This window comes from Lentzea sp. NPDC051213 (assembly GCF_044455585.1).
Taxonomy (GTDB): Bacteria; Actinomycetota; Actinomycetes; order Mycobacteriales; family Pseudonocardiaceae; genus Lentzea.
This window is the reverse complement of record NZ_JBITEX010000012.1, coordinates 76,488-97,799: the sequence shown is the minus strand read 5'-3', so window position 1 is coordinate 97,799 and position 21,312 is coordinate 76,488. Positions and strand designations below refer to the sequence as shown.

Sequence of the window (21,312 nt, the reverse complement as noted above, 5' to 3'; positions counted from 1 at the left end):
GGCCGGGCCTTTCGGCGTTTCTGGGGGAGGGGGCTCAGGCGGTGCTGGGCGGGTGGTGCTCGGTGGACGGTGGGCGGGCGGTGCTGGGCGCGTGGTGCTCGGTGGACGGTGGGCGGGCGGTGCTGGGCCGGTGGCGCCCGGTGGGCGGTGGCGCCCGGTGGGCGGTGGTGGGCGGGTGGTGCCCGGTGGGCGGTGGTGGGCGGGTGGTGCCCGGTGGGCGGTGGTGGGCGGGTGGTGCCCGGTGGGCGGTGGTGGGCGGGTGGTGGCGTCATCGCGATCAAGGGCGCTCGCCAACGGTCTCGTTGCAACCGCGCGGGAGTGTCAGACCCCGTCGGTACGTTGGGCCGCGGGGGACACCAAATCCAAGGGGACCCCTGCGCAAGCGTGCGCAAGCCGATCCCCCAGGGGAAGCCAGAAACCCCAGTACCAGGCGCGGTACGCCCCCAAAGCCCAACCCACCGCGCCACCAGCCGTCGCAAAACCGCCGCAAGCCACCGAAAGCCGCTGCAAACCGCTGAAGATCCGCCGTAAGCCGCCGCAAACTGCTGAAAGACCGCCGCAAGCCGTACTGCCGTTGAAACCGCCAAAGCCGCTAAGCCACTAAGCCGCCAAAACCGCCAAGGCCATCGAACCCGCCAAAACCATCGAACCCCCCATAGCCATCGAACCCGCTAAAGCATGATCGTCGGCGTAACCACAGTCCGCCCAGGCTCGCCCCGAGAGTTCACCAGATGCACCAGAATCTGAGTGGTCCCAGCCGGCACGTCAGGCAGCACGAACCGCCCCCCGTCATCAGCACGGGTGGACGAGGACTTGTGGTCGGCCACCCGCACCTCCACCGTGTGCTCCCCGGCAGGAACCAGCCAGCCGTCGATGCGGTGGCGGGACCCGGTCGAGGTGAAGTTCACCATGAGCGTGAGGTTGTCGACGGTGAAGGTGATCGTGCCCGTCTGGCCACCGCGGACGCCGGCGAAGGAGCCCGCGCGTTCCCAGCGGGCGACCTCCACGTCGAGGTCTTCCAGCGCTATCGCGAACTTCACGCGATCCACCAGGTCTGCTGGTGGCGGGTCAAGTTCGTCGACCAGCCTGTTCAGTTCGGAGAGGACGGCGGTGTCCTCAAGGCCCCTGCGGTCGTCGCGCGGGTCGATCTCGTTCACCGCGATCCTCCTTCCGATTCCAGGTAGCTGCGCAGCAGGTTCAAACACCGTCCCCTGGTCGGACCGATGCTGCCGTGGGGCATGGCGAGTGCCTCTGCCACCGCTCGGTACTCGGCGCGCCCCGCGAGCACGGTGAGTCGGAGCAGTTCCTGGCACCTCGTGGTCAGTCGGCCGAACGCGAGCCACAGCCTGCGGTCGCGGTCGTCGATCAGCGTCACGTCCTCGGGCAGGCCGGTGTCGGACTCGAGCTGTTCGGCGTATTCGTCGGACAGGTGGGTCTCACGCTTGTTGGGTGTCCAAGTTCGGCGTGCTTCACGCCTCGTTGTGACGACCAAGTAGCCGACCAGGGCTTTGGGCTCGTGGATGTTCTCGATGTTCTTGAGGAACGCGAGCCACACGGTCTGCACGACGTCTTCCGCGGCGGCCCTGTCCAGGCCTTGGCCGCGGGCCACGTGCCACAGCAGTGGGGTCAGCTCGGTCACCAGGACGTCCAACGCGTCACGGTTCCCTTCGCGCGCGGCGGAAACGCACACCGCGTGCCGTTCGGTGCCTTCAAGTCCGTCCCACGGCGGACGGTCATCCGCCGTGTGCAGCTCGTCCACGCAGCACCTCCGATCGGCCGCCCTGGTCAGCGCCGTTCGCCAACTCATGAAGGGCTAACTGGGCGGTAGATACAAAAATCACTCGAATGGAGCAGTATCACCGCTGTGCCGATGTTCATCTTCCTCCGGGTACGCCAGCGGCCCGTGATTCCCCCTCCGCATCACGGGCCGCCATGGTGGGAGCTCGCGCCAGCCGGCACCCCTCGAACCGGCTGACGCGTGCTCCACGCCTGAACAAGCGCTTACCGAGAAGGAGCGTTTGCCAGGCGAGCAGATACACGTCAGACGCAGGATCGGCGTGCCTCGCTCCGGATTCACGAAAGCACATCGGGTTGACCGTTATGGTCTAGACCATGCCGATTCTCGAAGTGATCGCACTGGACGCGAAGGACGCCGAGGCCGCGCAGGCGGGCGGCGCGCACCGGTTGGAACTGGTCGCCGACATGGCCTCGGACGGCCTCACCCCGTCGGTCGCCACGTTCAAGGACGTCAAGTCAGCCACGGACCTGCCCATCCGCGTGATGCTGCGCGACGCCAAGGGCTTCGCGCCCGGCGACCTCAAGCAGCTGCGCAGGCAGGCCAGGGAGCTCCGGGAGGCGGGCGCCACCGAGTTCGTCCTCGGCTTCCTCGACGCCGAGGGGGAGATCGACGAAGGTGTCACGCTGAACCTGGTCGCCGAGCTGGAGGGCTGTGCCTGGACCTTCCACCGCGCGCTCGACAACTCGGTGGACGTCCTGCGGTCCTGGGGGGTCGTGCAGACCCTCGGCTGTGACACGGTGCTCGCTGCCGGTAGTCCCAAGGGGGTGGAGGACGGCATGGCGAACCTGAAGAAGCTGGTCAACCAGGCCCCTCCGGCGCTGCTCGTCGGCGGCGGACTCCAGCAGCGCTTCGTCGCGGAACTGCTGGCAGCGGGCGTGTCGGGCTTCCACGTCGGCAGCGCGGTTCGCCCGGGAGGGTGGGATACGCCGGTTGCCAGTGCATCAGTTCGGGAATGGGTCAATCGTCTGGTCTAGACCCTTGACGCAGACCGTTCTACAGTCACGTTGCTTCCTGTGAAATAGCCGTTGCAAAATACGCAACATGGAGGGCGCGATGCGACTGAAGACATTCGTGGCCGTGCTGGGCGTGGGCGCGGTGGTCGCCTGCGCGCCCGTGCAGTCCGGACCGGCCACCGACACGGGTACCGACGAGAAGACGGGACAGCTGCGGGTCTGGTTGTTCGACGAGGTCAACCGGGGCCCCAAGGAAGGCGTCGTCAAGGAGGCGATCTCCGAGTTCCAGACGGCCCACCAAGGGGTCACGGTCGACGTCCAGTACATCCAGGTGTCGAGCAGGGCGGAACGCTTCAAGGCCGCCTTCAGCGACCCGAAGAGCGCGCCGGACGTCGCGGAGTTCGGCAACACCGACCTCGCGGGCTACGTGTCCGCCGGAGGCTTCTCCGAGCTCGACCTGAGCAAGTGGTCCGAGTCGAAGGACCTGGTCCCGACGATCCTCGACACGGCCAAGGTGGACGGCAAGACCTACGGCGTGCCGTGGTTCGTCGGCGTCCGGGCGCTCTACTACCGCACGGACGTGTTCACCGAGCTCGGCCTCAAGCCGCCGGCGACGCTGGACGAGATCGCCACGACGGCGCGGCAGATCCGCAAGGCCAAGCCCGAGCTGATCGGCATGTCCGCCGGTGGCAAGTACCTGTTCGCCGCGCTGCCGTTCATCTGGGCCAACGGCGGTGACATCGCCAAGCAGGACGGCGGCAAGTTCACCGCGACCATCGACAGCGCCGAGGCGAAGGCCGGTGTCGCCAAGTACACCGAGCTGATCAAGGACGACATCTGCCCGCCCGCCACCTGCGCCGGCAACGGTGGTGACGCGAGCGTCGAGGCGTTCCGCGCCGGCAAGGCCGCGATGACCATCGGCGGCGACTTCAACCGCAAGTCCGTCGACGCGTCCAGCGCGGCCGGCAAGTACGCGGTGGTGCCGCTGCCTGGCAAGACCGCGGGCTCGATCGCACCCGCGTTCGCCGGCGGCAACCTGCTCGGTGTCATGAAGGGCACGCAGCGCAAGACGCTCGCGAACGAGTTCACGCAGCTGCTCGCGTCGAAGAAGTACCAGCAGAAGATGTACACGGCGATGGGCAACCTGCCGACGTTCAGCGACGTGCAGAAGCAGGTCAGCGACTCCGACAAGTTCCTGGAGCCGTTCACGAAGACCCTGCAGGCCGGCACGAAGTTCGTCCCCGTCACGCCGGCGTGGGCGAAGATCGAGGCGCAGACCGTGGTGCCGACGATGCTCCAGGAGGTCGTCACCGGCGCGAAGAGCGTCGACACGGCCACCGCCGACGCCGCCAAGACGATGAACGCGGCCTTCGCATCGTGAGCATGACCGCCAAAGGTCAGGGGCGGACCGCCTTCGCCTACCTGATCCCAGCGCTGCTGGTGCTCGGGGGCCTGCTGGCCTACCCGATCTACCAGCTGGTGCTCATCTCGCTCTACGACTACGGCCAGGAGCAGGTGAGCGGCGGTGCGCCGCTCACCTTCCTGGGCCTCGGCAACTACCAGAAGCTGCTGGCGGACCAGCAGTTCTGGGCGGTGCTCGGGCAGACCGTCGCGTTCGCGGCGGTCTGCGTGGTCGGCACGTTGCTTGTGGGCGCTTTTCTCGCGATCCTCGCCACGAGGGTGCGCACGTGGGTTCGGATGACGTTGTTCCTGGCGGCGCTCGGTGCGTGGTCCACGCCCGCCGTCGCCGGTTCGACGATCTGGCTCTTCCTGTTCGACGCGAACTTCGGGCTCGTCAACGAGGTGCTCGGCATCCAGGGCTTCTCTTGGACGTTCGACAAGTGGACGGCGTTCGGACTCGTTGCGGCACAGGTGATCTGGTGCTCGTTCCCGTTCGTCATGGTGACGCTGTACGCGGGCATCAAGGCGATTCCGGGCGAGGTGCTGGAGGCAGCGGCACTGGACGGTGCGTCCACGTTCCGCACGGCCTGGAGCGTCACCCTGCCGTTGCTGCGGCCGATCATCCTCGTGGTGACGATCCAGTCGATCATCTGGGACTTCAAGGTGTTCACGCAGATCTACGTGATGACCAACGGCGGCGGCATCGCCGGGCGCAACCTCGTGCTCAACGTCTACGCCTACCAACAGGCGTTCGCGGCGTCGGAGTACGGCCTGGGCGCGACGATCGGTGTCGTGATGACCGTGCTGCTGCTGGCGATCACGATGTTCTACCTGCGCGCGCTGCGCCGTTCCGGGGAGGTCCTGTGAGGCGCTGGCTGACCGAGGGCTTCGTCCTCATCATCGCCGCGGTCGTGGCGTTCCCGCTGTTCTGGATGGTGCTGAGCGCGTTCAAGCCGGAGGACGAGATCATCTCGGCCGATCCGGTGCCGTGGACGACCAGGCCCACGCTGGACAGCTTCACGCGCGCGCTGACCGTCGCGAACTTCGGGCGCTACTTCCTGAACAGCATCGTGGTGGCGCTGGTCGTGGTGGTGCTGAGCATCCTGATCTCGTTCCTCGCGGCCACGGCGCTGACCCGGTTCCGGTTCCGCAGCAGGACGACGTTGCTGATCATGCTGCTGATCGTGCAGATGGTGCCGGTCGAGGCGTTGACCGTGCCGCTGTTCTTCCTGATGCGCTCGGTCGGTGACTCGGTGCCGGCGTTCGGGCTGAACCACCTGGGGTCGTTGGTGCTGGTGCACCTGGCCTTCAGCCTGCCGTTCGCGATCTGGATGCTGCGCGGGTTCGTCGCGGCCGTCCCGGTCGAGCTGGAAGAGGCGGCCACTTTGGACGGTGCCTCCCGCTTCCGGTTCCTGTGGCAGGTGCTGTTCCCGTTGGTGGCGCCTGGTTTGGTAGCGACCTCCGTCCTGTCGTTCATCCACGCCTGGAACGACTTCCTGTTCGCCAAGACGTTCATCATCTCGGCCGTGGAGAACCAGACCCTGCCGCTGGCTCTTCAGGTGTTCGTCAAACCCGACCAGAACGATTGGGGCGCGATCATGGCGGGCTCCACCCTGATGACGATCCCGGTGCTGATCTTCTTCATGCTCGTGCAGCGCCGCCTGGTGTCCGGACTCGCGGGGGCGGTGAAGGGATGAACCTCCTCCCACGCCCGGTGTCCTACGTGGACGGCGGCAGGACGTGCGACTACAAGGGCTGGGAGACGGTTCTCGTCGACGGGCCGCCAGGCGGCTACCGGCTCCTGTCCGGTGATGACGGCGTCCTGATCGAGGCGCACGACGAGGCCGGCGAGATGAACGCGCTGCAGACGTTGCGGCAGCTGCTCGGCGTGGGCGCTTTCCGGGTGTCGGGGGAGAAGCCGCGGGTCATCCCCGCGTGCGAGATCGTCGACTACCCGCGGTTTCAGTGGCGTGGCGTGATGCTCGACGTGGCGCGGCACTTCCTGCCCAAGCGGGAGGTCCTGCGGTACGTCGAGCTGCTGTCCGCGCACAAGCTCAACGTCCTGCACCTGCACCTCACAGACGACCAGGGCTGGCGCTTCGAGGTGAAGCGCTACCCGAAGCTCACCGAGGTCGGCTCGTGGCGGGAGGACTCGCGGTTCGGGGACCGTCGCGCGGGCGGGATGGCGGGCCGCCCGCACGGCGGTTTCTACACCCAGGAAGACCTGCGCGAGATCGTCGAGTACGCGCGGCTGCGCAGCATCATCGTGATCCCGGAGATCGACATCCCCGGCCACTCGCAGGCGGCGATCGCGGCGTATCCGGAGCTGGGGGTGCACGGCGGCGACGTCTGGACGGACTGGGGCGTCAACGAACGCGTGCTGAACACCGAGGAGTCCACTGTGGACTTCTACCGGGGCGTGTTCGACGAGCTGATGGACGTCTTCCCCTGCGAGTTCATCGGACTCGGCGGCGACGAGGCGCCCGGCCACGACGGTGAACTGGTCCGTGCGATCGCGCGGCACATCGTCCGCAACGGCCGGCGGCCGTACGGGTGGGACGAGATCCTCGAGTCCGGGCCGTTGCCGGTCGGCACGGTCGTCGCGTCGTGGCGCGGTGTCGAGGGCGGCGTCACGGCGTTGCGCGAGGGCCACGACGTGGTGATGTGCCCCGAGGAGCACGTCTATCTCGACTACCGGCAGTCGGACTCGCCCGACGAGCCGATCCCGGTGGGCACCGTGACGACGCTGGAGGACGTCTACGCGTGGGATCCGGTGCCCGCATCGGTGACCGGTGACGAGCCTGGCCGGTTGCTGGGGGCTCAGGCGAACATCTGGACCGAGCACCTCGACTCGGCCCGCAGGGTCGACTACGCGGCGTTTCCGAGGCTGGCCGCGTTCGCCGAGGTCGTGTGGTCCCCGGCGGAGAAGGATCCGGACTTCGTGGCGCGGTTGGCCGAACATCATCTGCCGAGGCTCGACGCCCTCGGGGTGGAGTACCGACCCCTCAGCGGTCCCCACCCCTGGCAACGACTTCCCGGCGTGCCCGGCTTTCCGCGCTGATCACACCGCCGCGTCTTCCTCGGGCATGAGGATCCAGGCGGCCACGTAGAGGATCGCGCCGGTGCCGAAGCCCAGCAGCGTCGCCGCCACCAGGATGATCCGCAGCAGGGCCGCGTCCACACCGAGCAGCTTCGCCGCGCCACCGCAGACGCCGGAGATCATCCGGTCGGACCTGCTGCGGCGGAGCTTCTTGACCTGGGCCGTTGCGTCGTTGAGCACGTTGTTCGTCATGCCACAAGACTCGTGGTTTCGAAGGTCTCGCACATCGGTGACCACCCCGAATCCGACCCTGAGTCGTAGGCTGAGGGTCATGGAGTCCCCTGAGGAACTGGGGTCAGGGCTCGACCGCGCGGGGTACCTGCCGGACGCCGGCATCGCCACGGCGGCGTTCCTCGCGGTCCGGATGGGGCGGCCGCTGTTCCTCGAGGGTGAACCCGGCACCGGCAAGACCTCGCTGGCACTGGCGCTGGCCAGGACGATGGACGTGCCGCTGATCAGACTCCAGTGCCACGAGGGCATCGACGCCACGCAGGCGTTGTACGACTGGGACTACCCGCGCCAGCTCATGCACCTGCGGGTGCTGGAGACCCGCGGCGAGGTCGACGAGGCTTCCCTCTACACGCGACGGTTCCTGCTGGCCCGGCCTCTCCTCCAAGCCCTGGAAAGCGCGCCGTGCGTGCTGCTCGTGGACGAGATCGACCGGGCTGACGACGAGTTCGAGGCGTTCCTGCTGGAGGTGCTGTCCGAGAACGCCGTCAGCATCCCGGAGTTCGGTGAGATCAGGGCCACGACGCCGCCGCTGACCGTGCTCACCTCGAACCGGACCCGCGAGGTGCACGACGCGTTGAAACGGCGCTGCCTCTACCACTGGCTGGAGCACCCGACGATCGATCGCGAGGTCGCGATCCTCCGCCGCACCCTGCCCGGCCTCGACGAACGGCTCGCGCGGCAGGTCGCCCAGGCCGTTGCCCAGATGCGTGGCCTCGACCTGCTCAAACCGCCCGGCGTCGCGGAGTCGCTGGACTGGGCGCGGGCACTGCAGGCGTTGGGTCAGACCGTGCCGACCGTGGCGACGCTAGGTGCAGTGTTGAAGTATCGGGAGGACGCGGAACGGGTGATCGGGAGCACAATCGTGGGGTGACGGCGGCCTGTGTCGGATTCACCCGCGTGCTGCGTGGCGCGGGGCTCCAGTGCGGCCCGGACCGGGTCCAGGCGTACCTGCGGGCGACCGAGCACGTCGACCTGTACTGGGCCGGGCGGCTGACGCTCTGCACCGACCCGGACGACCTGCCGCGCTACGACGCCGCGTACCGGGCGTACTTCGGCGGCACCCCACCGCGGCCGCGCGCGACCGTCGAGATCGACTCGGTCACTGTCGGCGTCGCCGCGTCCGAGGTAGAAGTGTTGCGGCACAAGGACATCTCCGAGTTCAACGCGGCACCGCTGATCCAACGGCTGACGCCGCTCCCGCCGCGCAGGCGTTCGCGCCGGCTGAAGAAGGCCCGGCGTGGCCGCATGGATCTGGGCCGCACGGTGCGCGCGATGATCGAGATGGGCGGCGAGATCACCCGGCCGCGCCACCGCCGCCGTGGCGTGAAGGCGCGCCGGCTCGTGCTGCTCATCGACGTCTCGGGCTCGATGGCCGCCTACTCCGACGCGTTGCTGCGGTTCGCGCACGTCGTCGCCTGTCGGTTGCCTGTCGAGGTGCACACGATCGGGACCAGGCTCACCCGTGTCACACGTCAGCTTCGGGAACGTGATCAGGAACGGGCGTTGCGAGCGGCGGGACGTGCCATTCCGGACTACGAGGGTGGCACCAGGCTCGGCGAGGCGTTGCGCCGGTTCAACCAGCAGTGGCGGCAGCGCGGCGCGGTGGTCGTGCTGTTCAGCGACGGCTGGGAACGCGGCGACCCCGCCCTGCTCGCGAGCGAGATGGCGAGGCTGGGACGGGTGAGCCACAAGGTCATCTGGGCCAACCCGCACGCGGGCAAACCCGGTTACCAGCCTGTGCAGAGCGGCGTTCTGGCCGCGCTTCCGCACGTGGACAGGATGGTCGCCGGTCACAGCGTGCACGCGTTGGAAGAACTGCTGAAGGAAGTGCGCGATGCGTGATGTCCTGTTCGACCTCGCCGAACGGGTGGCGAACGGCGAGACGGTCGGCGTCGGAACGGTGGTCGCGACCTTCAGTTCGGCGCCGCGGCCCGCGGGCGCGGCGATGCTGGTGACGCAGGACGGCGAGGCCATCGGCAGTGTCTCCGGCGGCTGCGTCGAGGGCGCCGTCTACGACCTCGCGCAGGCGACCGAGGGCGCGGTGCTCCAGCGGTACGGCGTGAGCGACGACGACGCGTTCGCGGTCGGGCTGACCTGCGGCGGGATCATCGACATCTTCGTCGAGAAGATCAGCTCGGCGACGTTTCCGCAGCTCAGTGAGGTAGTGGAGACCGTGCGGGCCGAACAGCCGGTGGCCGTCGCGACGGTCATCGAGCACCCGGACGGCATCGGCCGGCGCATGGTGGTCTGGCCTGATCGGCGCGCGGGCAGCCTCGGCTCGGCACGGGCGGACGACGCGGTCACCGACGACGCGCGCGGCATGCTGGCGAGCGGGCGCAGCGGGGTGTTGCACTACGGCCGGGACGGTCAGCGCCGTGGTGAGGGCATGAGCGTGTTCGTGAACTCGTTCGAACCGCCGCCGCGCATGCTCGTGTTCGGTGCGATCGACTTCGCTGCCGCGATGGCCAGACTCGGCGCGTTCCTCGGCTACCGCGTGACCGTCTGCGACGCGCGGCCGGTGTTCGCCACGCGCAGCCGGTTCCCCGAGGCGGACGAGGTCGTCGTCGCCTGGCCGCACAAGTACCTCCAGGCCGAAGCGTCCAAGCTCGACGAACGCACGGTCATCGCTGTGCTCACCCACGATCCGAAGTTCGACGTGCCGTTGCTGGAAGTCGCGTTGCGACTCAAGGTCGGCTACGTGGGTGCGATGGGATCCCGCCGTACGCACGAAGATCGGCTGCAACGGTTGCGGGAAGCGGGGATGACCGAGAGCGAGCTGGCGACCCTGGCCTCGCCGATCGGCCTGGATCTCGGCGCCAGGACACCGGAGGAGACCGCGGTGTCGATCGCCGCGGAGATCATTTCCTTGCGGTGGAACGGATCTGGCCGGCGCCTGGTCGACCTTGGTGAACCGATCCACCACTGATCAGGTTGTTGAACCGGCACACAGGGAGGAGGCTGAAGTGACCCTCGTCACTAAAAGGCCCACCACCCTGGGAGGGTTCAATGCACATCTCGGTCAACGTCGACGGAGTGACGTACGCCGACGAGGTCGAACCCCGGCTCCTGCTCGTGCACTACCTGCGGGAGCGATTGGGCAAAACCGGTACGGTCGTCGGTTGCGACACCGGCAACTGCGGCGCCTGCACCGTCCATCTTGACGGCCACAGCGTGAAGTCGTGCCAGATGTTCGCCGTGCAGGCGAACGGGCACGAGGTGACCACGATCGAAGGCCTCGCCCGCGAAGGCAGGCTGCACCCGGTGCAGGAGGCGTTCCGCGCCAACCACGCGTTGCAGTGCGGATTCTGCACGCCCGGCATGATCATGCAGGCGATCGACCTGCTCGCCGACGAACCGGATCCCGACGACGAGACCGTGCGGAAGGGCCTGGAGGGCAACCTCTGCCGCTGCACGGGCTACCAGAACATCGTCCGCGCGGTCCAGGACGCGGCACACCGGATGCGTCCGGGCGCCGGGCCGGACATGGAACGGCACACGGACGACCACGTCGTCTCGAAACAACCGGTAGGTGGCGAATGACCGCCACCGCGGAACCGGAAGTGGGCAAGGCCCGGCTCCGCAAGGAAGACGCACGGCTGATCACCGGTCAGACCAGGTGGACCGACAACCTCCAGCTCACCGGAATGCTGCACATGGCCGTGCTGCGCAGCCCCGTCGCACACGCCCGCATCCGCAACATCGACTGCAGCCGAGCCACCGCGATGCCCGGCGTGGCGATCGTGTTCACGGGCCAGGACTTCGCTGACGAACAGGGTTCGCTGCCGTGCGCGTGGCCGATCACCGAGGACATGAAGGCGCCGCCCGCGCCCGCGCTGGCCGTCGACCAGGTCAACTTCGCCGGTGAGGCCATCGCTCTGGTGATCGCCGACAACGCCTACCGCGCGGCGGACGCGCTGGCCGCGATCGACGTCGACTACGACGAGCTGCCGGTCGTGCTCGACATGCAGGAAGCCTTGCAGGACAAGGATCTGGTGCATCCGGATCTCGGCACGAACAAGTGCGCCACGTGGGTCTTCGACTCCGCGGAGGCTGGCAGCGGCACCAATGTCGAGGACGAGTTCGCCTCCGCCGAAGTGGTGCTGGAGAGGACGTTCCGGCAGCAGCGGCTGATTCCGTCGTTCATGGAGCCGCGTTCGGTCGTCGTGGACCCGAGTTCCGACATGTTCACCGTCTGGTCCGCGACGCAGATCCCGCACATCCTGCGCTGGATGTTGTCCGCGGTCAGCGGCATCGCCGAGCACAAGATCCGAGTGATCGCGCCGGACGTCGGCGGCGGGTTCGGCGGCAAGCTCCAGGTCACCCCGGAAGAGCTGCTCTGCCTGCTGGTCGCGCGGCGGATGGGCCGTCCGGTGAAGTGGACCGAGACGCGCACCGAGTCGATGGTGTCCGCGCACCACGGCCGCGACCAGATCCAGAAGATCACGCTGTCCGCCCGCCGCGACGGCACGGTGACCGGCCTCAAGGTCGAGTTGCTCGCCGACATGGGCGCGTACCTGCGGCTGGTCACGCCGGGTGTCCCGATCCTCGGTGCGTTCATGTTCAACGCGATCTACAAGTTCGCGGCCTACCGGTTCGTGTGCACCAACGTGTTCACGAACAAGGTGCCCACCGACGCCTACCGCGGCGCCGGACGGCCGGAAGCCACGTTCGCGATCGAGCGGATGATGGACGAGCTCGCGGTCGAACTGGGCCGGGACCCGCTCGAGCTCCGCCGGCAGAACTGGATCAAGCACGAGGAGTTCCCGTTCACCACGGTCGCCGGCATGACCTACGACTCCGGCAACTACGAGGCCGCGACGGCTCGCGCGCTGGAGCTGTTCGGGTACGACGAACTGCGCGAGGAGCAGACCCGCCGTCGTGCGGACGGCTCGGTGGTGCAGCTCGGCATCGGAATCTCCACGTACACCGAGATGTGCGGCCTCGCGCCGTCCCGTGTCCTGGGCGCTTTGCGTTATGCCGCAGGTGGGTGGGAGTCCGCGTCGATCAGGATGCTGCCCACCGGCAAGGTCGAGGTGATCACCGGGACGTCGCCGCACGGGCAGGGCCACGAGACGGTGTGGTCGCAGATCGTCGCTGACCGGCTCGGCGTGCCGTTCGACGACGTCGAGGTGCTGCACGGCGACACGGCGTCGTCACATCGCGGTATGGACAGCTACGGATCGCGCTCGCTGGCCGTTGGTGGCACCGCTCTGGTGCACGCCGCGGACAAGGTGCTCGCGAAGGCACGGCGGCTGGCCGCGCACATGATGGAGTGCGACGAGTCGGACGTGGAGTTCGCTTCCGGGTCGTTCGGTGTGCGCGGCACTTCGACTGTGCGCACGTTGGGCGATGTCGTGCTGGCCGCCCATGTCGCGCACGACCTGCCCGAGGGCATGGAACCCGGCATGGACGCCGATGCCACGTTCGACCCGGACAACTTCTCGTTCCCGCACGGAACCCATTTGTGCGCAACGGAAGTCGACACCGAGACCGGGATGGTGCGCATCCGCACGTACGTGGCGGTCGATGACGTCGGCACGGTCGTGAACCCGTTGATCGTCGACGGTCAGGTCCACGGCGGGCTGGCGCAGGGCATCGCGCAGGCGTTGTACGAGGAGGCCGTCCACGACGAGACGGGCACGCTGACGACGGCGACGCTGGCCGACTACCTGGTGCCTTCCGCCGCGGATCTGCCTGCTTTCCTGACCGCCCGGACCGCGACGCCGGCGACGTCGAACCCGTTGGGAGTCAAGGGAGTCGGCGAGGCTGGCACCATCGCGTCGACGCCAGCCGTGGTGAACGGGATTCTCGACGCCGTGCGGCACCTGGGTGTGCGCGACATCGAGATGCCGTGTTCGCCGGAACGGGTCTGGCGCGCGTTGCAGGGCCGGTCGACCGACGTCGCGGATGACGTGGCCGCCGGTGGGCTCGGTTCCATCGACGCGACGGGAGAACCGTCATGAACCCGGCGGAGTTCAAGTACCTCTTCCCGTCCTCTGTGGACGAAGCGGTGCGGATGCTCGCCCAGGAAGGCGAGGAAGCCAAGATCATCGCGGGCGGGCAGTCGCTCGTGCCGGTGCTGCGCATGCGGCTGGCGGCGCCCACGGCGTTGATCGACATCGGTGGCCTGACCGAGCTGACGGGCGTGCGCGACGATGGCGACTCGTTGCTGATCGGTGCCATGACCACGCATTACGAGGTGCAGCGCGACCACCTGATCCAGGACCACGCGCTGTTGCTCAGGCTGGTCACGGACACGGTGGCCGACCCGCAGGTCCGGCACCGCGGCACGTTCGGCGGCTCGCTGTGCCACGCGGACCCGGCAGGCGACCTGCTGGCCCCCGCGCTGGCGCTGGACGCCGTGATGATCATCGCAGGCCCCGGCGGCCGTCGTGAGGTGCCCGCCTCGGAGTTCTTCGTCGGCTACTTCGAGACGGCGCTCGCGCCCGACGAGATCCTGATCGACATCAGGGTGCCCAAGTACACCGGCTGGGGCGCGCACTACGAGAAGCTCAACCGGGTCGCGCAGGCGTGGTCGATCGTCGCCGTCGCGGCGGCCGTGCAGGTCAGCGGCGGTTCGATCACCGCGGCCAGGGTCGGCCTGACGAACGTCGGCGCGGGCCCCGTGCGTGCCACCGAGGTGGAGGAGGCCCTGGTCGGGCAGCCCGCCACCGCCGAGTCGATCTCCGCGGCCGCACTGCGGGCATCGACCGGTGACGCCTACAAGGACAACCTGGCTCGAGTGCTGACCGGCCGCGCACTGACGGCGGCGGTAGCGGGATGAAGCTGACGCACTCGTTCAAGGCACCCGCTCCGGCCGAGGAGGTGTGGGAGGCGCTGCTCGACCCCGAACGGGTGGCGCCGTGCCTGCCGGGTGCCTCGTTGACCTCGGTCGACGGCAAGACGTTCAACGGGGAGGTGCAGGTGAAGCTCGGCCCGGTGCGACTGCTGTACCGGGGGAGCGGCGAGTTCGTGGAGATCGATCCGGTGCTGCGCCGCGCCGTGCTCAAAGCCGCAGGTAAGGACACCCGCGGCAACGGCACGGCAGCGGCCGTGGTGACGTTCCAGGTAGGCGAAACGGTCGAGGTCGAGACGGAACTGAGCGTGACGGGCCGTCCGGCCCAACTCGGCCGCGGCCTGATCGCCGAGGTCAGCGGCAGGCTCGTCGACCAGTTCGCCGAATGCCTGGCGGGCACGCTGGGTTCCGTGGATCCTGACGAGGTGGCGCAACAGCAGCATCTCCGAGTGGTCCCCGACGAGCCGATCGACCTGATCGACACCGCAGGCGTACCGGTCCTGAAGCGCGTGCTACCCATCGCGGCCGCGGTGCTGGCCGTCGTGCTGTTCGTGGTCCTGCGGCGCAGGCGGCAGCGCTGAAGCCGGTGGTCCGGTGGTCGGCCTTCGTGCTGGCCACCGGCTTTGCGCTGTCCGCGTGCACGGGTTCCCCGGTGGTCATCACCACCGCACCGCTGACGCCCTCCACTCCCACGTCATCGGGCCCGCCACCGCCGCGTTCCTTCGTGCTGACCGCGGGCGGCGATGTGCTGATCCACCCGGCGCTGACCGACCAGGCCGTCGCCGACGGCGGTGCCGCCGGCCGCGACTTCCTGCCGCTGTTCTCGGGGATCAAGGACACGCTGAAGGCCGACCTGTCCCTGTGCCACCTCGAGGTGCCGCTGGGCAAGAAGGAGGGCCCGTTCTTCGGCTACCCGTCCTTCCTGGCGCCGCCCGAGGTAGCGAAAGGCCTGGTCGACGTGGGTTACGACGCGTGCTCGACGGCCTCGAACCACACGCTGGACCGCGGTGTCTCGGCAATCCAGACGACGCTGGACGCGATGGACGCCGTCGGCCTGAAGCACACGGGCTCGTTCCGCACGCCGGAGGAGTCGGCCGCGCCGCTGATCCTCGACGCGGGCGGGGTGAAGGTCGCCCAGCTCTCGTTCACCTACGGCTTCAACGGCATCCCGCTGCCCCAGCCGTGGCGCGCGAACCAGATCAACGCCACCAAGATCCTGGCCGACGCCCGTGCGGCTCGTGCTGCCGGTGCTGAGGTTGTTGTGCTGTCTGTGCAGTGGGGCAACGAGTATCAGCACGAGGCCACTGCCGATCAGAAGGCCCTGGCCCGCCAGTTGCTGGCCGATCCCGCGTTGGATCTGATCATCGGTACGCATGTGCACGTGGTGCAGCCGTTCGAGAAGATCGGCAAGAAGTGGGTCGCGTATGGGCTGGGGAACGAGGTTGCCCGGCACGCTGAGCCTCGTGGGGTCACCGAGGAAGGGGTGATCGCGCGGTTCAAGTTCGAGCAGGGGGCGGAGGGGTGGTCTGTTGTCGAGGCCTCTTATACGCCGACGTTGGTTGAGTTGGGGCCGCCTATTCGGTTGGTTGATCTGACTCGGGTGCCGGCTTCTGGGCGGCGGACTGAGGCGATCAATCGGACCGAGGGTGTGGTGTTCAGCTTGGGGGCCAATGGGCAGGGGCTGTCCAGGGCTAAGCCGTGATCACACGGACGGGTGGGTCTCGGCCCAGTTTGAGGCGAACGACCGAGGTCTGGCGTGCCCAGGGATAGGATTCAGAACGTACGCCTGAGAGGAGGTGTCGTGATGGTCGACAAGTTCCATGATCCGCTGCTGACTCCGAGAGAGACCGCTCGGCATCTCCAGATTCCGCGTTCCACGCTCTACTTCTGGCTGGCTGAGGAAGCTGACGGTTCGCCGCTCGTGCATCGTGTGACGCCCGAGCGCCGCGGCTGGCCTTCGGTTCCGTTCGTAGCCGTGGTCGAGGCTTACGTCCTTCGCTCTTTGCGTGATCTTGGCCTGCGTAAGCACAAGATCCGTGACGCGGCTGAGGCTGTGCGCAGAGAGTTCAAAACACCTTACGGGCTGGCAACCAGGAAGATCGTGACCGACGGTATCGACATCTTTCTCGACTACGCGCATGGCGATATCGCACGCGTCGGCGATCAGCAACGGCCCATTCGTGAGGTACTGGACGGGTATCTCAGGTACATCGGCTGGGACTCGAACGACGAGTTCGCGTCGACTCTGAGGCTGCGACAATATTCCGACGTAGCTCCTGTGATTATTGATCCCCGGTTTGGGTGGGGAGCGCCGGTCATTGAGTCCAACCACGTACCAGTGGATGCGGTTGTCGACATGTGGCTGGCGGGCGACTCGCTCGAGGAAGTCGCCTACGAGTACGACCTGACCACCGAACAAGCCGAGTCGATTTGCCGAGCTGCCCAGCGTGTCGTTGCCTGAGTTTTTTCTCGACAGGGGCCTTGGTCGTGGCGTCGCGGACGGCTTGCGTGAGCTCGGCTGGCAGGTTCATCGCATAACGGACCACTTTCCCGATGACGCGCAGCAGACCGAAGATGAGGTCTGGCTGACCTATGGGTTGGAGCGCGGTTGGGTGCCGATGTGCAAGGACGGCCGAATCAGGGGACGTCGCGCCGAGCGCGCACCGATCGAAGTTCGCGCTGCTGTCCTCTTCTACCTGGACAACCAGCAGCTTCGTCGATCAGAGATGATCAGTCGCTTCCACAACGCGAGAGACGCCATTCACCGTGCGATCGTGCGAGGTGGCCCAGCGATTTACGCGGTGTCCGCAGACGGTATTCGCCGCACCTGGCCGTGAGCTGTGGCGGAGTCGTCTTGGTGGGTGTGGGGTGTAGCGGTCACTCGAACAAGTGGGGGCATACAATTGAACGACGCCCGTCTGCGGACCGTGTCCGAGTACCTGGACCTCGGCGAAATCGAGTGGGGCTACACCGAGCTGCACGAAGGCAAGGTGCTGCTCTCGCCCAACGGCTCGGCTGCCCACCAGATCGCGTCGGCGGAGCTCGGCTTTCAACTTCGCTCCCAACTGCCGGCCGACTTCCACGTCATCCCGCGGATCGACATCGATCTCGAGCTCGTGCCCTCCAGCGCGCCCGGCTTCTCCCGGCGGCCCGACCTGGTGGTCGTGCCCAAGGCCGCGGTGACGCGGACCTCTCGCGTGGGCGGTGTCATCCGAGCCGCGGAGGTGATGCTCGTGGTGGAGGTGGTGGCGCCGGACTCCCGCCGCACGGACTACAACGTGAAGCGCGACGAGTACGCCGACGCCGGAATCCCGTTCTACTGGATCGTCGACGTCACTGTCCCCGAGCAGGTCTCGCTCACGGCTCTGCGGCTCACCGAGTCCCGCTACCAGGAGGCACCGGCCGTCGCTGGTGCGCTCGAACCGTTCTCGCTGAAGATCCGCGTTGATCAGCTCGTCTGACCGAGCCTGCTCTTCACCCGGCCGTACCGGTTGATCCAGCGCTCGGCGTCCTCACTCACGAACTCCCCGACACGGTCAGGTGTCGGCGCCTTCGTGAGCACCGGCAGAAACCCGTCAACGGGCGTGACCGAGTCGCTGGTGACATCCCCGTCCAGCAGCTGAAGAGTCGCCAACCCACACGCGTAATCGAGCCCAGGCAACGCTGCAGCCAGCGCGATCCCAGCCGCCATCCCCACAGACGTCTCAAGAGCGGACGACACCACACACGGCAGCCCGCACGCCTCGGCCACCTCCAGCGCCTTCCGCACCCCACCAAGCGGCGCCACCTTGATCACCGCGATGTCCGCGGCACCCGACACGGCCACCTTGAGCGGATCCTCGGCCTTGCGGATCGACTCATCCGCGGCGATCGGCACGTTCACACTCCGGCGGACCAGCGCGAGCTCGTCGAGCGTCCGGCACGGCTGCTCCACGTACTGGAGTCCGCCGGCGGCCCGGTCCATGGCCTTGATCGCGGCGACGGCCCTGTCGACGTCCCACATCATGTTCGCGTCGACCCGCACGAAGCCCTGAGGTCCCAGCGCGTCCCGCACGGCCTCGAGCCGCGCGCAGTCCTCGTCGAGGGTCGACTCGGCGACCTTCACCTTGGCCGTGGAGCAGCCCGACCGTTTGACGATCTCGTGCGCCTTCTCCGGGCTGACGACCGGCACCGTGCAGTTCACCGGGATGCGGTCGCGAACCGGGGCGGGCCAGCCCTCGTTCGCGGCCTCGAGAGCGCAGGCGAGCCACGGCATGGACTCGGCGTCGTCGTACTCCTCGAACGGGCAGAACTCGCCCCACCCGGCCGGCCCTTCGATCAGCAGGCCGGTGCGCTGGGTGATGCCGCGAAACCGCGCGCGCATCGGGATGGAGTAGACGTGCACGCGGCGATTCAAGCGCACTTCTGGAACTCGAGCGAATGGCCGCCGCCGCGCAGGTTCACGGTGCCGACGGCCTGGATGCCGAGCAGGGTGCAGACGATCTGCTGCACGGCCGCGGTGCTGAGCAGCGAGACGTCGGTGGAGATCCTGACGTCGAGGCCGTTGGCGACCCGGTCGACGGTGGCGGGTGCGGCGTCGAACGGGACTTCGGTGGAGAGGCCGCGGGCCCGTTCGGCGTTGTTGGGGCCCTGGGCCAGCAGGGCGATGACGTCGAAGCCGCTCAGGCTGCCTTGGGGGCGGGTGACGGCGATGATCTTGCCTTCGAAGAGCCAGTAGAGGGAGGGGGAGGCGTTTTCTACCGGGCCGCTGGGGGCTTGGAGGCCGGTGATCGGCTCGGTTGGGCGGATGCCGCAGGCGGTCAGGAGGGTCAGGGCTGTCAGGAGGGCCAGGACGCGCGCCTTGCGGCCAAGCTCACGCAGGGGTCCCCTCCAGGGGGTCCCCCTGTTTCCATTATCCCAGGCAGCACCGACAGTTTCCGGCCTCACCGCTCACCCCCCAACGGCAACCGAAGCGTGAACAACGCCCCACCACCCGCCCGGTTCTCCGCCACGAGCGTCCCCCCGTGCAACCGAGCGTTCTCCCAGGCGATAGCCAGCCCGAGCCCGCTACCCTCCGACCGCCCACGAGCCGAATCGGCCTTATAGAACCGCGCGAACACGTGCGGCAACACGTCCGCGGGCAGGCCGGGCCCGGAGTCCGCCACCTCGATCGTCAACGACGAATCCAGCACCGACAGCGACACCGTCACCGGCGGGGCACCGTGCCGCAGCGCGTTCCCGACCAGGTTCGCCACGATCACGTCCAACCGGCGCGGATCCAGCCGGGCGCGCACATCGGTCGGCAGTGAGGCCGAGACGTCGAAGCCCCTCATCCGCAACGTCGCCCGCACCACCTCGGCCACGTCGACGTCGTCCAGGGCGAGGGCGGCCGTGCCCGAGTCGAACCTCGTGACCTCGATCAGGTCGTTCACCAGCCGGGTCAGGTTCTGCGTCTCGCGGTTCACCAGCCGCGCCGCCTGCCCCGCGACGCCGGGCAGGCCCGCGGTCTCGGCGTCCAGCACGTCGGTCACCGCGGTCATCGCGGACAGCGGCGTGCGCAGCTCGTGTGACACGTCTGCCACGAACCGGCGTGCGTCTGCTTCCATCCGTCGCAGCTCGCCGACGTGGTGCTCCAGCGAGGCGGCCGTGCTGTTGAACGTCGACGCCACCTCGGCCAGTTCGTCGCGGCCCCGCACCGGCACGCGCGTGGACAGGTCGCCCTGCCCGAGCTGCCAGGCCCCCATTCGCAGCTCGCGCACTGGCCGAAGCACGCCCCGTGCTGCCAGCAGGCCCAGCAGGAGGGCCAGCACCAGTCCGGCGCCGCCGATGAGCCACGCGTTGCGGGCGAGATCGCTGACCACCTGCATCTCCGACGTGAACGGTCGCAGCACGTACACCTCGATGCCGGAGGCCCCGCCGCTGGAAACCCGCAGCTGCATGCCCACGACCAGCCACACGCCGCCCTCGTACGGGACGCGCTGCCAGCCGACGTACCCGGACGCCACCAGGGACCGCAGCTCGGCGGTGATCACCGCGGGGTTCATCGAGCCCGCCGAGAGGCCGTTGGCCTGCGCGTAGGCCATGCCCTCGCGCCCGGAGACCCGTCCGGCGATGCGTTCCAGGGCGGCGACGTCGGGTGGCCTGGCCGGCAGCGGGTAGAGCTGTTCGACGCGGTTCGTCGTCTCGATGACGGCGTTGTCCTGGGCCCGCTGCACGATGGCGTCGCGGGCCTGGACGTAGCCGGCGCCGGCTACCGCGGCGGCGGTCACCACCGAGAGGAACGCGAAGGCGAGCAGCAGCCGCAGGCGCAGCGTCACAGCGGCCCGAAGCGGTAGCCGAAGCCTCGTACGGTCTGCACGTACAGCGGGGCCGCCGGGTCGTCCTCGATCTTCGAGCGCAACCGTTGCACGCAGGCGTCGACCAGGCGCGAGTCGCCGAGGTAGCCCTGGTCCCACACGGACTCCAGCAGCTGCTGGCGTGACATCACCCTGCCCGGCGACGAGGACAGCTCCAGCAGCAGCCGCAGTTCCGTGGGGGCCAGCGAGACCGGCTGGCCGAGCCGCGTCACCACGAGTCCGTCGCGGTCGATGGTCAGGTCGCCGTAGCGCTCGGTCACGACCTCATGCACGGACACCGACGAACGGCGCAGCACCGCGCGGATGCGGGCCTCCAGCACACGGGCCTGCGCGGGCTTGGCCACGTAGTCGTCGGCGCCCGCCTCCAGCCCCGCGACCACGTCGATGTCGTCGTTGCGCGCGGTCAGCATGATGATCGGAAGATCGCCGGAGGCGCGGATGCGGCGGCACACCTCGAAGCCGTCCACGCCCGGCAGCATCAGGTCGAGCACCACCACGTCCGGCGCGATGCTGCTGAGCAGTTCGAGTCCCTCCTCGCCCGTGCGCACCGCGTCCACGGTGTGTCCCTGGTAGGTCAGGGCGAGCGACAGTCCCTCACGGACCGCTTCGTCGTCCTCGATCAGCAGTACGCGCGGCATACCTCCAGCCTTCCCGACGGGTCTCATGAGGACGTGCTTGCCGTGTCATCGTTGCGTAAC

23 protein-coding genes are annotated in these 21,312 nt (G+C 68.3%); 16 read left to right on the top strand and 7 right to left on the bottom strand.

Annotation, left to right across the window (positions count from 1 at the left end; genetic code table 11):
• Window positions 1-671: 671 nt before the first annotated feature.
• Together ACIA8G_RS40385 and ACIA8G_RS40380 are read right to left on the bottom strand one after the other, a co-directional pair.
• Window positions 672-1,148: a carboxypeptidase regulatory-like domain-containing protein gene (locus ACIA8G_RS40385; protein ID WP_396424235.1), complete on the bottom strand. Its 477-nt coding sequence runs from the start codon at window positions 1,146-1,148 to the stop codon at window positions 672-674.
• Between the two features lie 5 nt (window positions 1,149-1,153).
• The gene (locus ACIA8G_RS40380; RefSeq protein ID WP_396424076.1) at window positions 1,154-1,759 is read right to left on the bottom strand and encodes an RNA polymerase sigma factor; all 606 of its coding nucleotides are present in this window, start codon (window positions 1,757-1,759) and stop codon (window positions 1,154-1,156) included.
• 353 nt (window positions 1,760-2,112) lie between these two features.
• On the opposite strand from ACIA8G_RS40380, the gene ACIA8G_RS40375 reads away from it, so the two are divergent.
• The 5 genes from ACIA8G_RS40375 to ACIA8G_RS40355 all read left to right on the top strand — a co-directional run bounded on the left by ACIA8G_RS40375 (window position 2,113) and on the right by ACIA8G_RS40355 (window position 7,213).
• Window positions 2,113-2,772: a copper homeostasis protein CutC gene (locus ACIA8G_RS40375; protein WP_396424075.1), complete on the top strand. Its 660-nt coding sequence runs from the start codon at window positions 2,113-2,115 to the stop codon at window positions 2,770-2,772.
• A gap of 79 nt (window positions 2,773-2,851) precedes the next feature.
• Complete coding sequence (locus ACIA8G_RS40370; RefSeq protein ID WP_396424074.1) at window positions 2,852-4,132, top strand: extracellular solute-binding protein; 1,281 nt, start codon at window positions 2,852-2,854, stop codon at window positions 4,130-4,132.
• 2 nt (window positions 4,133-4,134) lie between these two features.
• The gene (locus tag ACIA8G_RS40365; RefSeq protein ID WP_396424073.1) at window positions 4,135-5,019 is read left to right on the top strand and encodes a carbohydrate ABC transporter permease; all 885 of its coding nucleotides are present in this window, start codon (window positions 4,135-4,137) and stop codon (window positions 5,017-5,019) included.
• Entirely contained in the window at window positions 5,016-5,849 is an 834-nt protein-coding gene (locus ACIA8G_RS40360) for a carbohydrate ABC transporter permease (RefSeq protein ID WP_396424072.1), read from the top strand. Before ACIA8G_RS40365 ends, ACIA8G_RS40360 begins: the two co-directional genes overlap by 4 nt.
• On the top strand, window positions 5,846-7,213 hold the full coding sequence (locus ACIA8G_RS40355; RefSeq protein WP_396424071.1) for a beta-N-acetylhexosaminidase: 1,368 nt from the start codon (window positions 5,846-5,848) through the stop codon (window positions 7,211-7,213). Before ACIA8G_RS40360 ends, ACIA8G_RS40355 begins: the two co-directional genes overlap by 4 nt.
• On the opposite strand, the gene ACIA8G_RS40350 is transcribed toward ACIA8G_RS40355, so the two are convergent.
• Window positions 7,214-7,444, bottom strand: a complete 231-nt coding sequence (locus tag ACIA8G_RS40350; RefSeq protein WP_396424070.1) for a PspC domain-containing protein — start codon at window positions 7,442-7,444, stop codon at window positions 7,214-7,216. It lies immediately after the preceding gene.
• Between the two features lie 79 nt (window positions 7,445-7,523).
• Between ACIA8G_RS40350 and ACIA8G_RS40345 the strand changes: the two genes are divergently transcribed.
• From ACIA8G_RS40345 to ACIA8G_RS40295, 11 genes are all read left to right on the top strand, one after another.
• Entirely contained in the window at window positions 7,524-8,354 is an 831-nt protein-coding gene (locus tag ACIA8G_RS40345) for an AAA family ATPase (RefSeq protein WP_396424069.1), read from the top strand.
• Window positions 8,351-9,325, top strand: coding sequence for a VWA domain-containing protein (locus ACIA8G_RS40340; protein WP_396424068.1), 975 nt, complete (start codon window positions 8,351-8,353; stop codon window positions 9,323-9,325). Before ACIA8G_RS40345 ends, ACIA8G_RS40340 begins: the two co-directional genes overlap by 4 nt.
• A complete protein-coding gene (locus ACIA8G_RS40335; protein ID WP_396424067.1) occupies window positions 9,318-10,409 on the top strand; it encodes an XdhC family protein in 1,092 nt (363 codons plus the stop codon). Before ACIA8G_RS40340 ends, ACIA8G_RS40335 begins: the two co-directional genes overlap by 8 nt.
• 80 nt (window positions 10,410-10,489) lie before the next feature.
• Window positions 10,490-11,023, top strand: a complete 534-nt coding sequence (locus tag ACIA8G_RS40330; protein ID WP_396424066.1) for a (2Fe-2S)-binding protein — start codon at window positions 10,490-10,492, stop codon at window positions 11,021-11,023.
• A complete protein-coding gene (locus ACIA8G_RS40325; RefSeq protein ID WP_396424065.1) occupies window positions 11,020-13,446 on the top strand; it encodes a xanthine dehydrogenase family protein molybdopterin-binding subunit in 2,427 nt (808 codons plus the stop codon). Before ACIA8G_RS40330 ends, ACIA8G_RS40325 begins: the two co-directional genes overlap by 4 nt.
• On the top strand, window positions 13,443-14,267 hold the full coding sequence (locus tag ACIA8G_RS40320) for an FAD binding domain-containing protein (protein WP_396424064.1): 825 nt from the start codon (window positions 13,443-13,445) through the stop codon (window positions 14,265-14,267). Before ACIA8G_RS40325 ends, ACIA8G_RS40320 begins: the two co-directional genes overlap by 4 nt.
• Entirely contained in the window at window positions 14,264-14,860 is a 597-nt protein-coding gene (locus tag ACIA8G_RS40315; protein WP_396424063.1) for an SRPBCC family protein, read from the top strand. Before ACIA8G_RS40320 ends, ACIA8G_RS40315 begins: the two co-directional genes overlap by 4 nt.
• 5 nt (window positions 14,861-14,865) lie before the next feature.
• On the top strand, window positions 14,866-15,981 hold the full coding sequence (locus ACIA8G_RS40310; protein WP_396424062.1) for a CapA family protein: 1,116 nt from the start codon (window positions 14,866-14,868) through the stop codon (window positions 15,979-15,981).
• 102 nt (window positions 15,982-16,083) lie between these two features.
• Window positions 16,084-16,740, top strand: coding sequence for a DUF433 domain-containing protein (locus ACIA8G_RS40305; RefSeq protein ID WP_396424234.1), 657 nt, complete (start codon window positions 16,084-16,086; stop codon window positions 16,738-16,740).
• The gene (locus ACIA8G_RS40300) at window positions 16,727-17,116 is read left to right on the top strand and encodes a hypothetical protein (RefSeq protein WP_396424061.1); all 390 of its coding nucleotides are present in this window, start codon (window positions 16,727-16,729) and stop codon (window positions 17,114-17,116) included. Before ACIA8G_RS40305 ends, ACIA8G_RS40300 begins: the two co-directional genes overlap by 14 nt.
• 66 nt (window positions 17,117-17,182) lie before the next feature.
• On the top strand, window positions 17,183-17,740 hold the full coding sequence (locus ACIA8G_RS40295) for a Uma2 family endonuclease (protein WP_396424060.1): 558 nt from the start codon (window positions 17,183-17,185) through the stop codon (window positions 17,738-17,740).
• Here the strand turns inward: ACIA8G_RS40295 and ACIA8G_RS40290 are convergent.
• Genes ACIA8G_RS40290 through ACIA8G_RS40275 form a run of 4 tightly spaced genes read right to left on the bottom strand, consistent with a single transcriptional unit; the run spans window position 17,728 to window position 21,252 of the window.
• Window positions 17,728-18,663 (bottom strand): o-succinylbenzoate synthase, encoded by a 936-nt coding sequence (locus tag ACIA8G_RS40290; RefSeq protein WP_396424233.1) that lies wholly within the window; start codon window positions 18,661-18,663, stop codon window positions 17,728-17,730. The genes ACIA8G_RS40295 and ACIA8G_RS40290 overlap by 13 nt on opposite strands.
• Before the next feature lie 8 nt (window positions 18,664-18,671).
• On the bottom strand, window positions 18,672-19,205 hold the full coding sequence (locus ACIA8G_RS40285; protein WP_396424059.1) for a hypothetical protein: 534 nt from the start codon (window positions 19,203-19,205) through the stop codon (window positions 18,672-18,674).
• The gene (locus ACIA8G_RS40280) at window positions 19,202-20,575 is read right to left on the bottom strand and encodes an ATP-binding protein (RefSeq protein ID WP_396424058.1); all 1,374 of its coding nucleotides are present in this window, start codon (window positions 20,573-20,575) and stop codon (window positions 19,202-19,204) included. The genes ACIA8G_RS40285 and ACIA8G_RS40280 overlap by 4 nt, the downstream gene beginning before the upstream one ends.
• Complete coding sequence (locus tag ACIA8G_RS40275; protein ID WP_396424057.1) at window positions 20,572-21,252, bottom strand: response regulator; 681 nt, start codon at window positions 21,250-21,252, stop codon at window positions 20,572-20,574. The genes ACIA8G_RS40280 and ACIA8G_RS40275 overlap by 4 nt, the downstream gene beginning before the upstream one ends.
• Window positions 21,253-21,312 lie beyond the last annotated feature (60 nt).

Coding starts and splice junctions, on each gene's coding strand:
- ACIA8G_RS40315 (WP_396424063.1), top strand. CDS start 14,264: ATGAAGCTGACGCACTCGTTCAAGGCACCCGCTCCGGCCGAGGAGGTG.
- ACIA8G_RS40320 (WP_396424064.1), top strand. CDS start 13,443: ATGAACCCGGCGGAGTTCAAGTACCTCTTCCCGTCCTCTGTGGACGAA.
- ACIA8G_RS40370 (WP_396424074.1), top strand. CDS start 2,852: ATGCGACTGAAGACATTCGTGGCCGTGCTGGGCGTGGGCGCGGTGGTC.
- ACIA8G_RS40365 (WP_396424073.1), top strand. CDS start 4,135: ATGACCGCCAAAGGTCAGGGGCGGACCGCCTTCGCCTACCTGATCCCA.
- ACIA8G_RS40355 (WP_396424071.1), top strand. CDS start 5,846: ATGAACCTCCTCCCACGCCCGGTGTCCTACGTGGACGGCGGCAGGACG.
- ACIA8G_RS40330 (WP_396424066.1), top strand. CDS start 10,490: ATGCACATCTCGGTCAACGTCGACGGAGTGACGTACGCCGACGAGGTC.
- ACIA8G_RS40350 (WP_396424070.1), bottom strand. CDS start 7,444: ATGACGAACAACGTGCTCAACGACGCAACGGCCCAGGTCAAGAAGCTC.
- ACIA8G_RS40305 (WP_396424234.1), top strand. CDS start 16,084: ATGGTCGACAAGTTCCATGATCCGCTGCTGACTCCGAGAGAGACCGCT.
- ACIA8G_RS40375 (WP_396424075.1), top strand. CDS start 2,113: ATGCCGATTCTCGAAGTGATCGCACTGGACGCGAAGGACGCCGAGGCC.
- ACIA8G_RS40335 (WP_396424067.1), top strand. CDS start 9,318: ATGCGTGATGTCCTGTTCGACCTCGCCGAACGGGTGGCGAACGGCGAG.
- ACIA8G_RS40345 (WP_396424069.1), top strand. CDS start 7,524: ATGGAGTCCCCTGAGGAACTGGGGTCAGGGCTCGACCGCGCGGGGTAC.
- ACIA8G_RS40275 (WP_396424057.1), bottom strand. CDS start 21,252: ATGCCGCGCGTACTGCTGATCGAGGACGACGAAGCGGTCCGTGAGGGA.
- ACIA8G_RS40325 (WP_396424065.1), top strand. CDS start 11,020: ATGACCGCCACCGCGGAACCGGAAGTGGGCAAGGCCCGGCTCCGCAAG.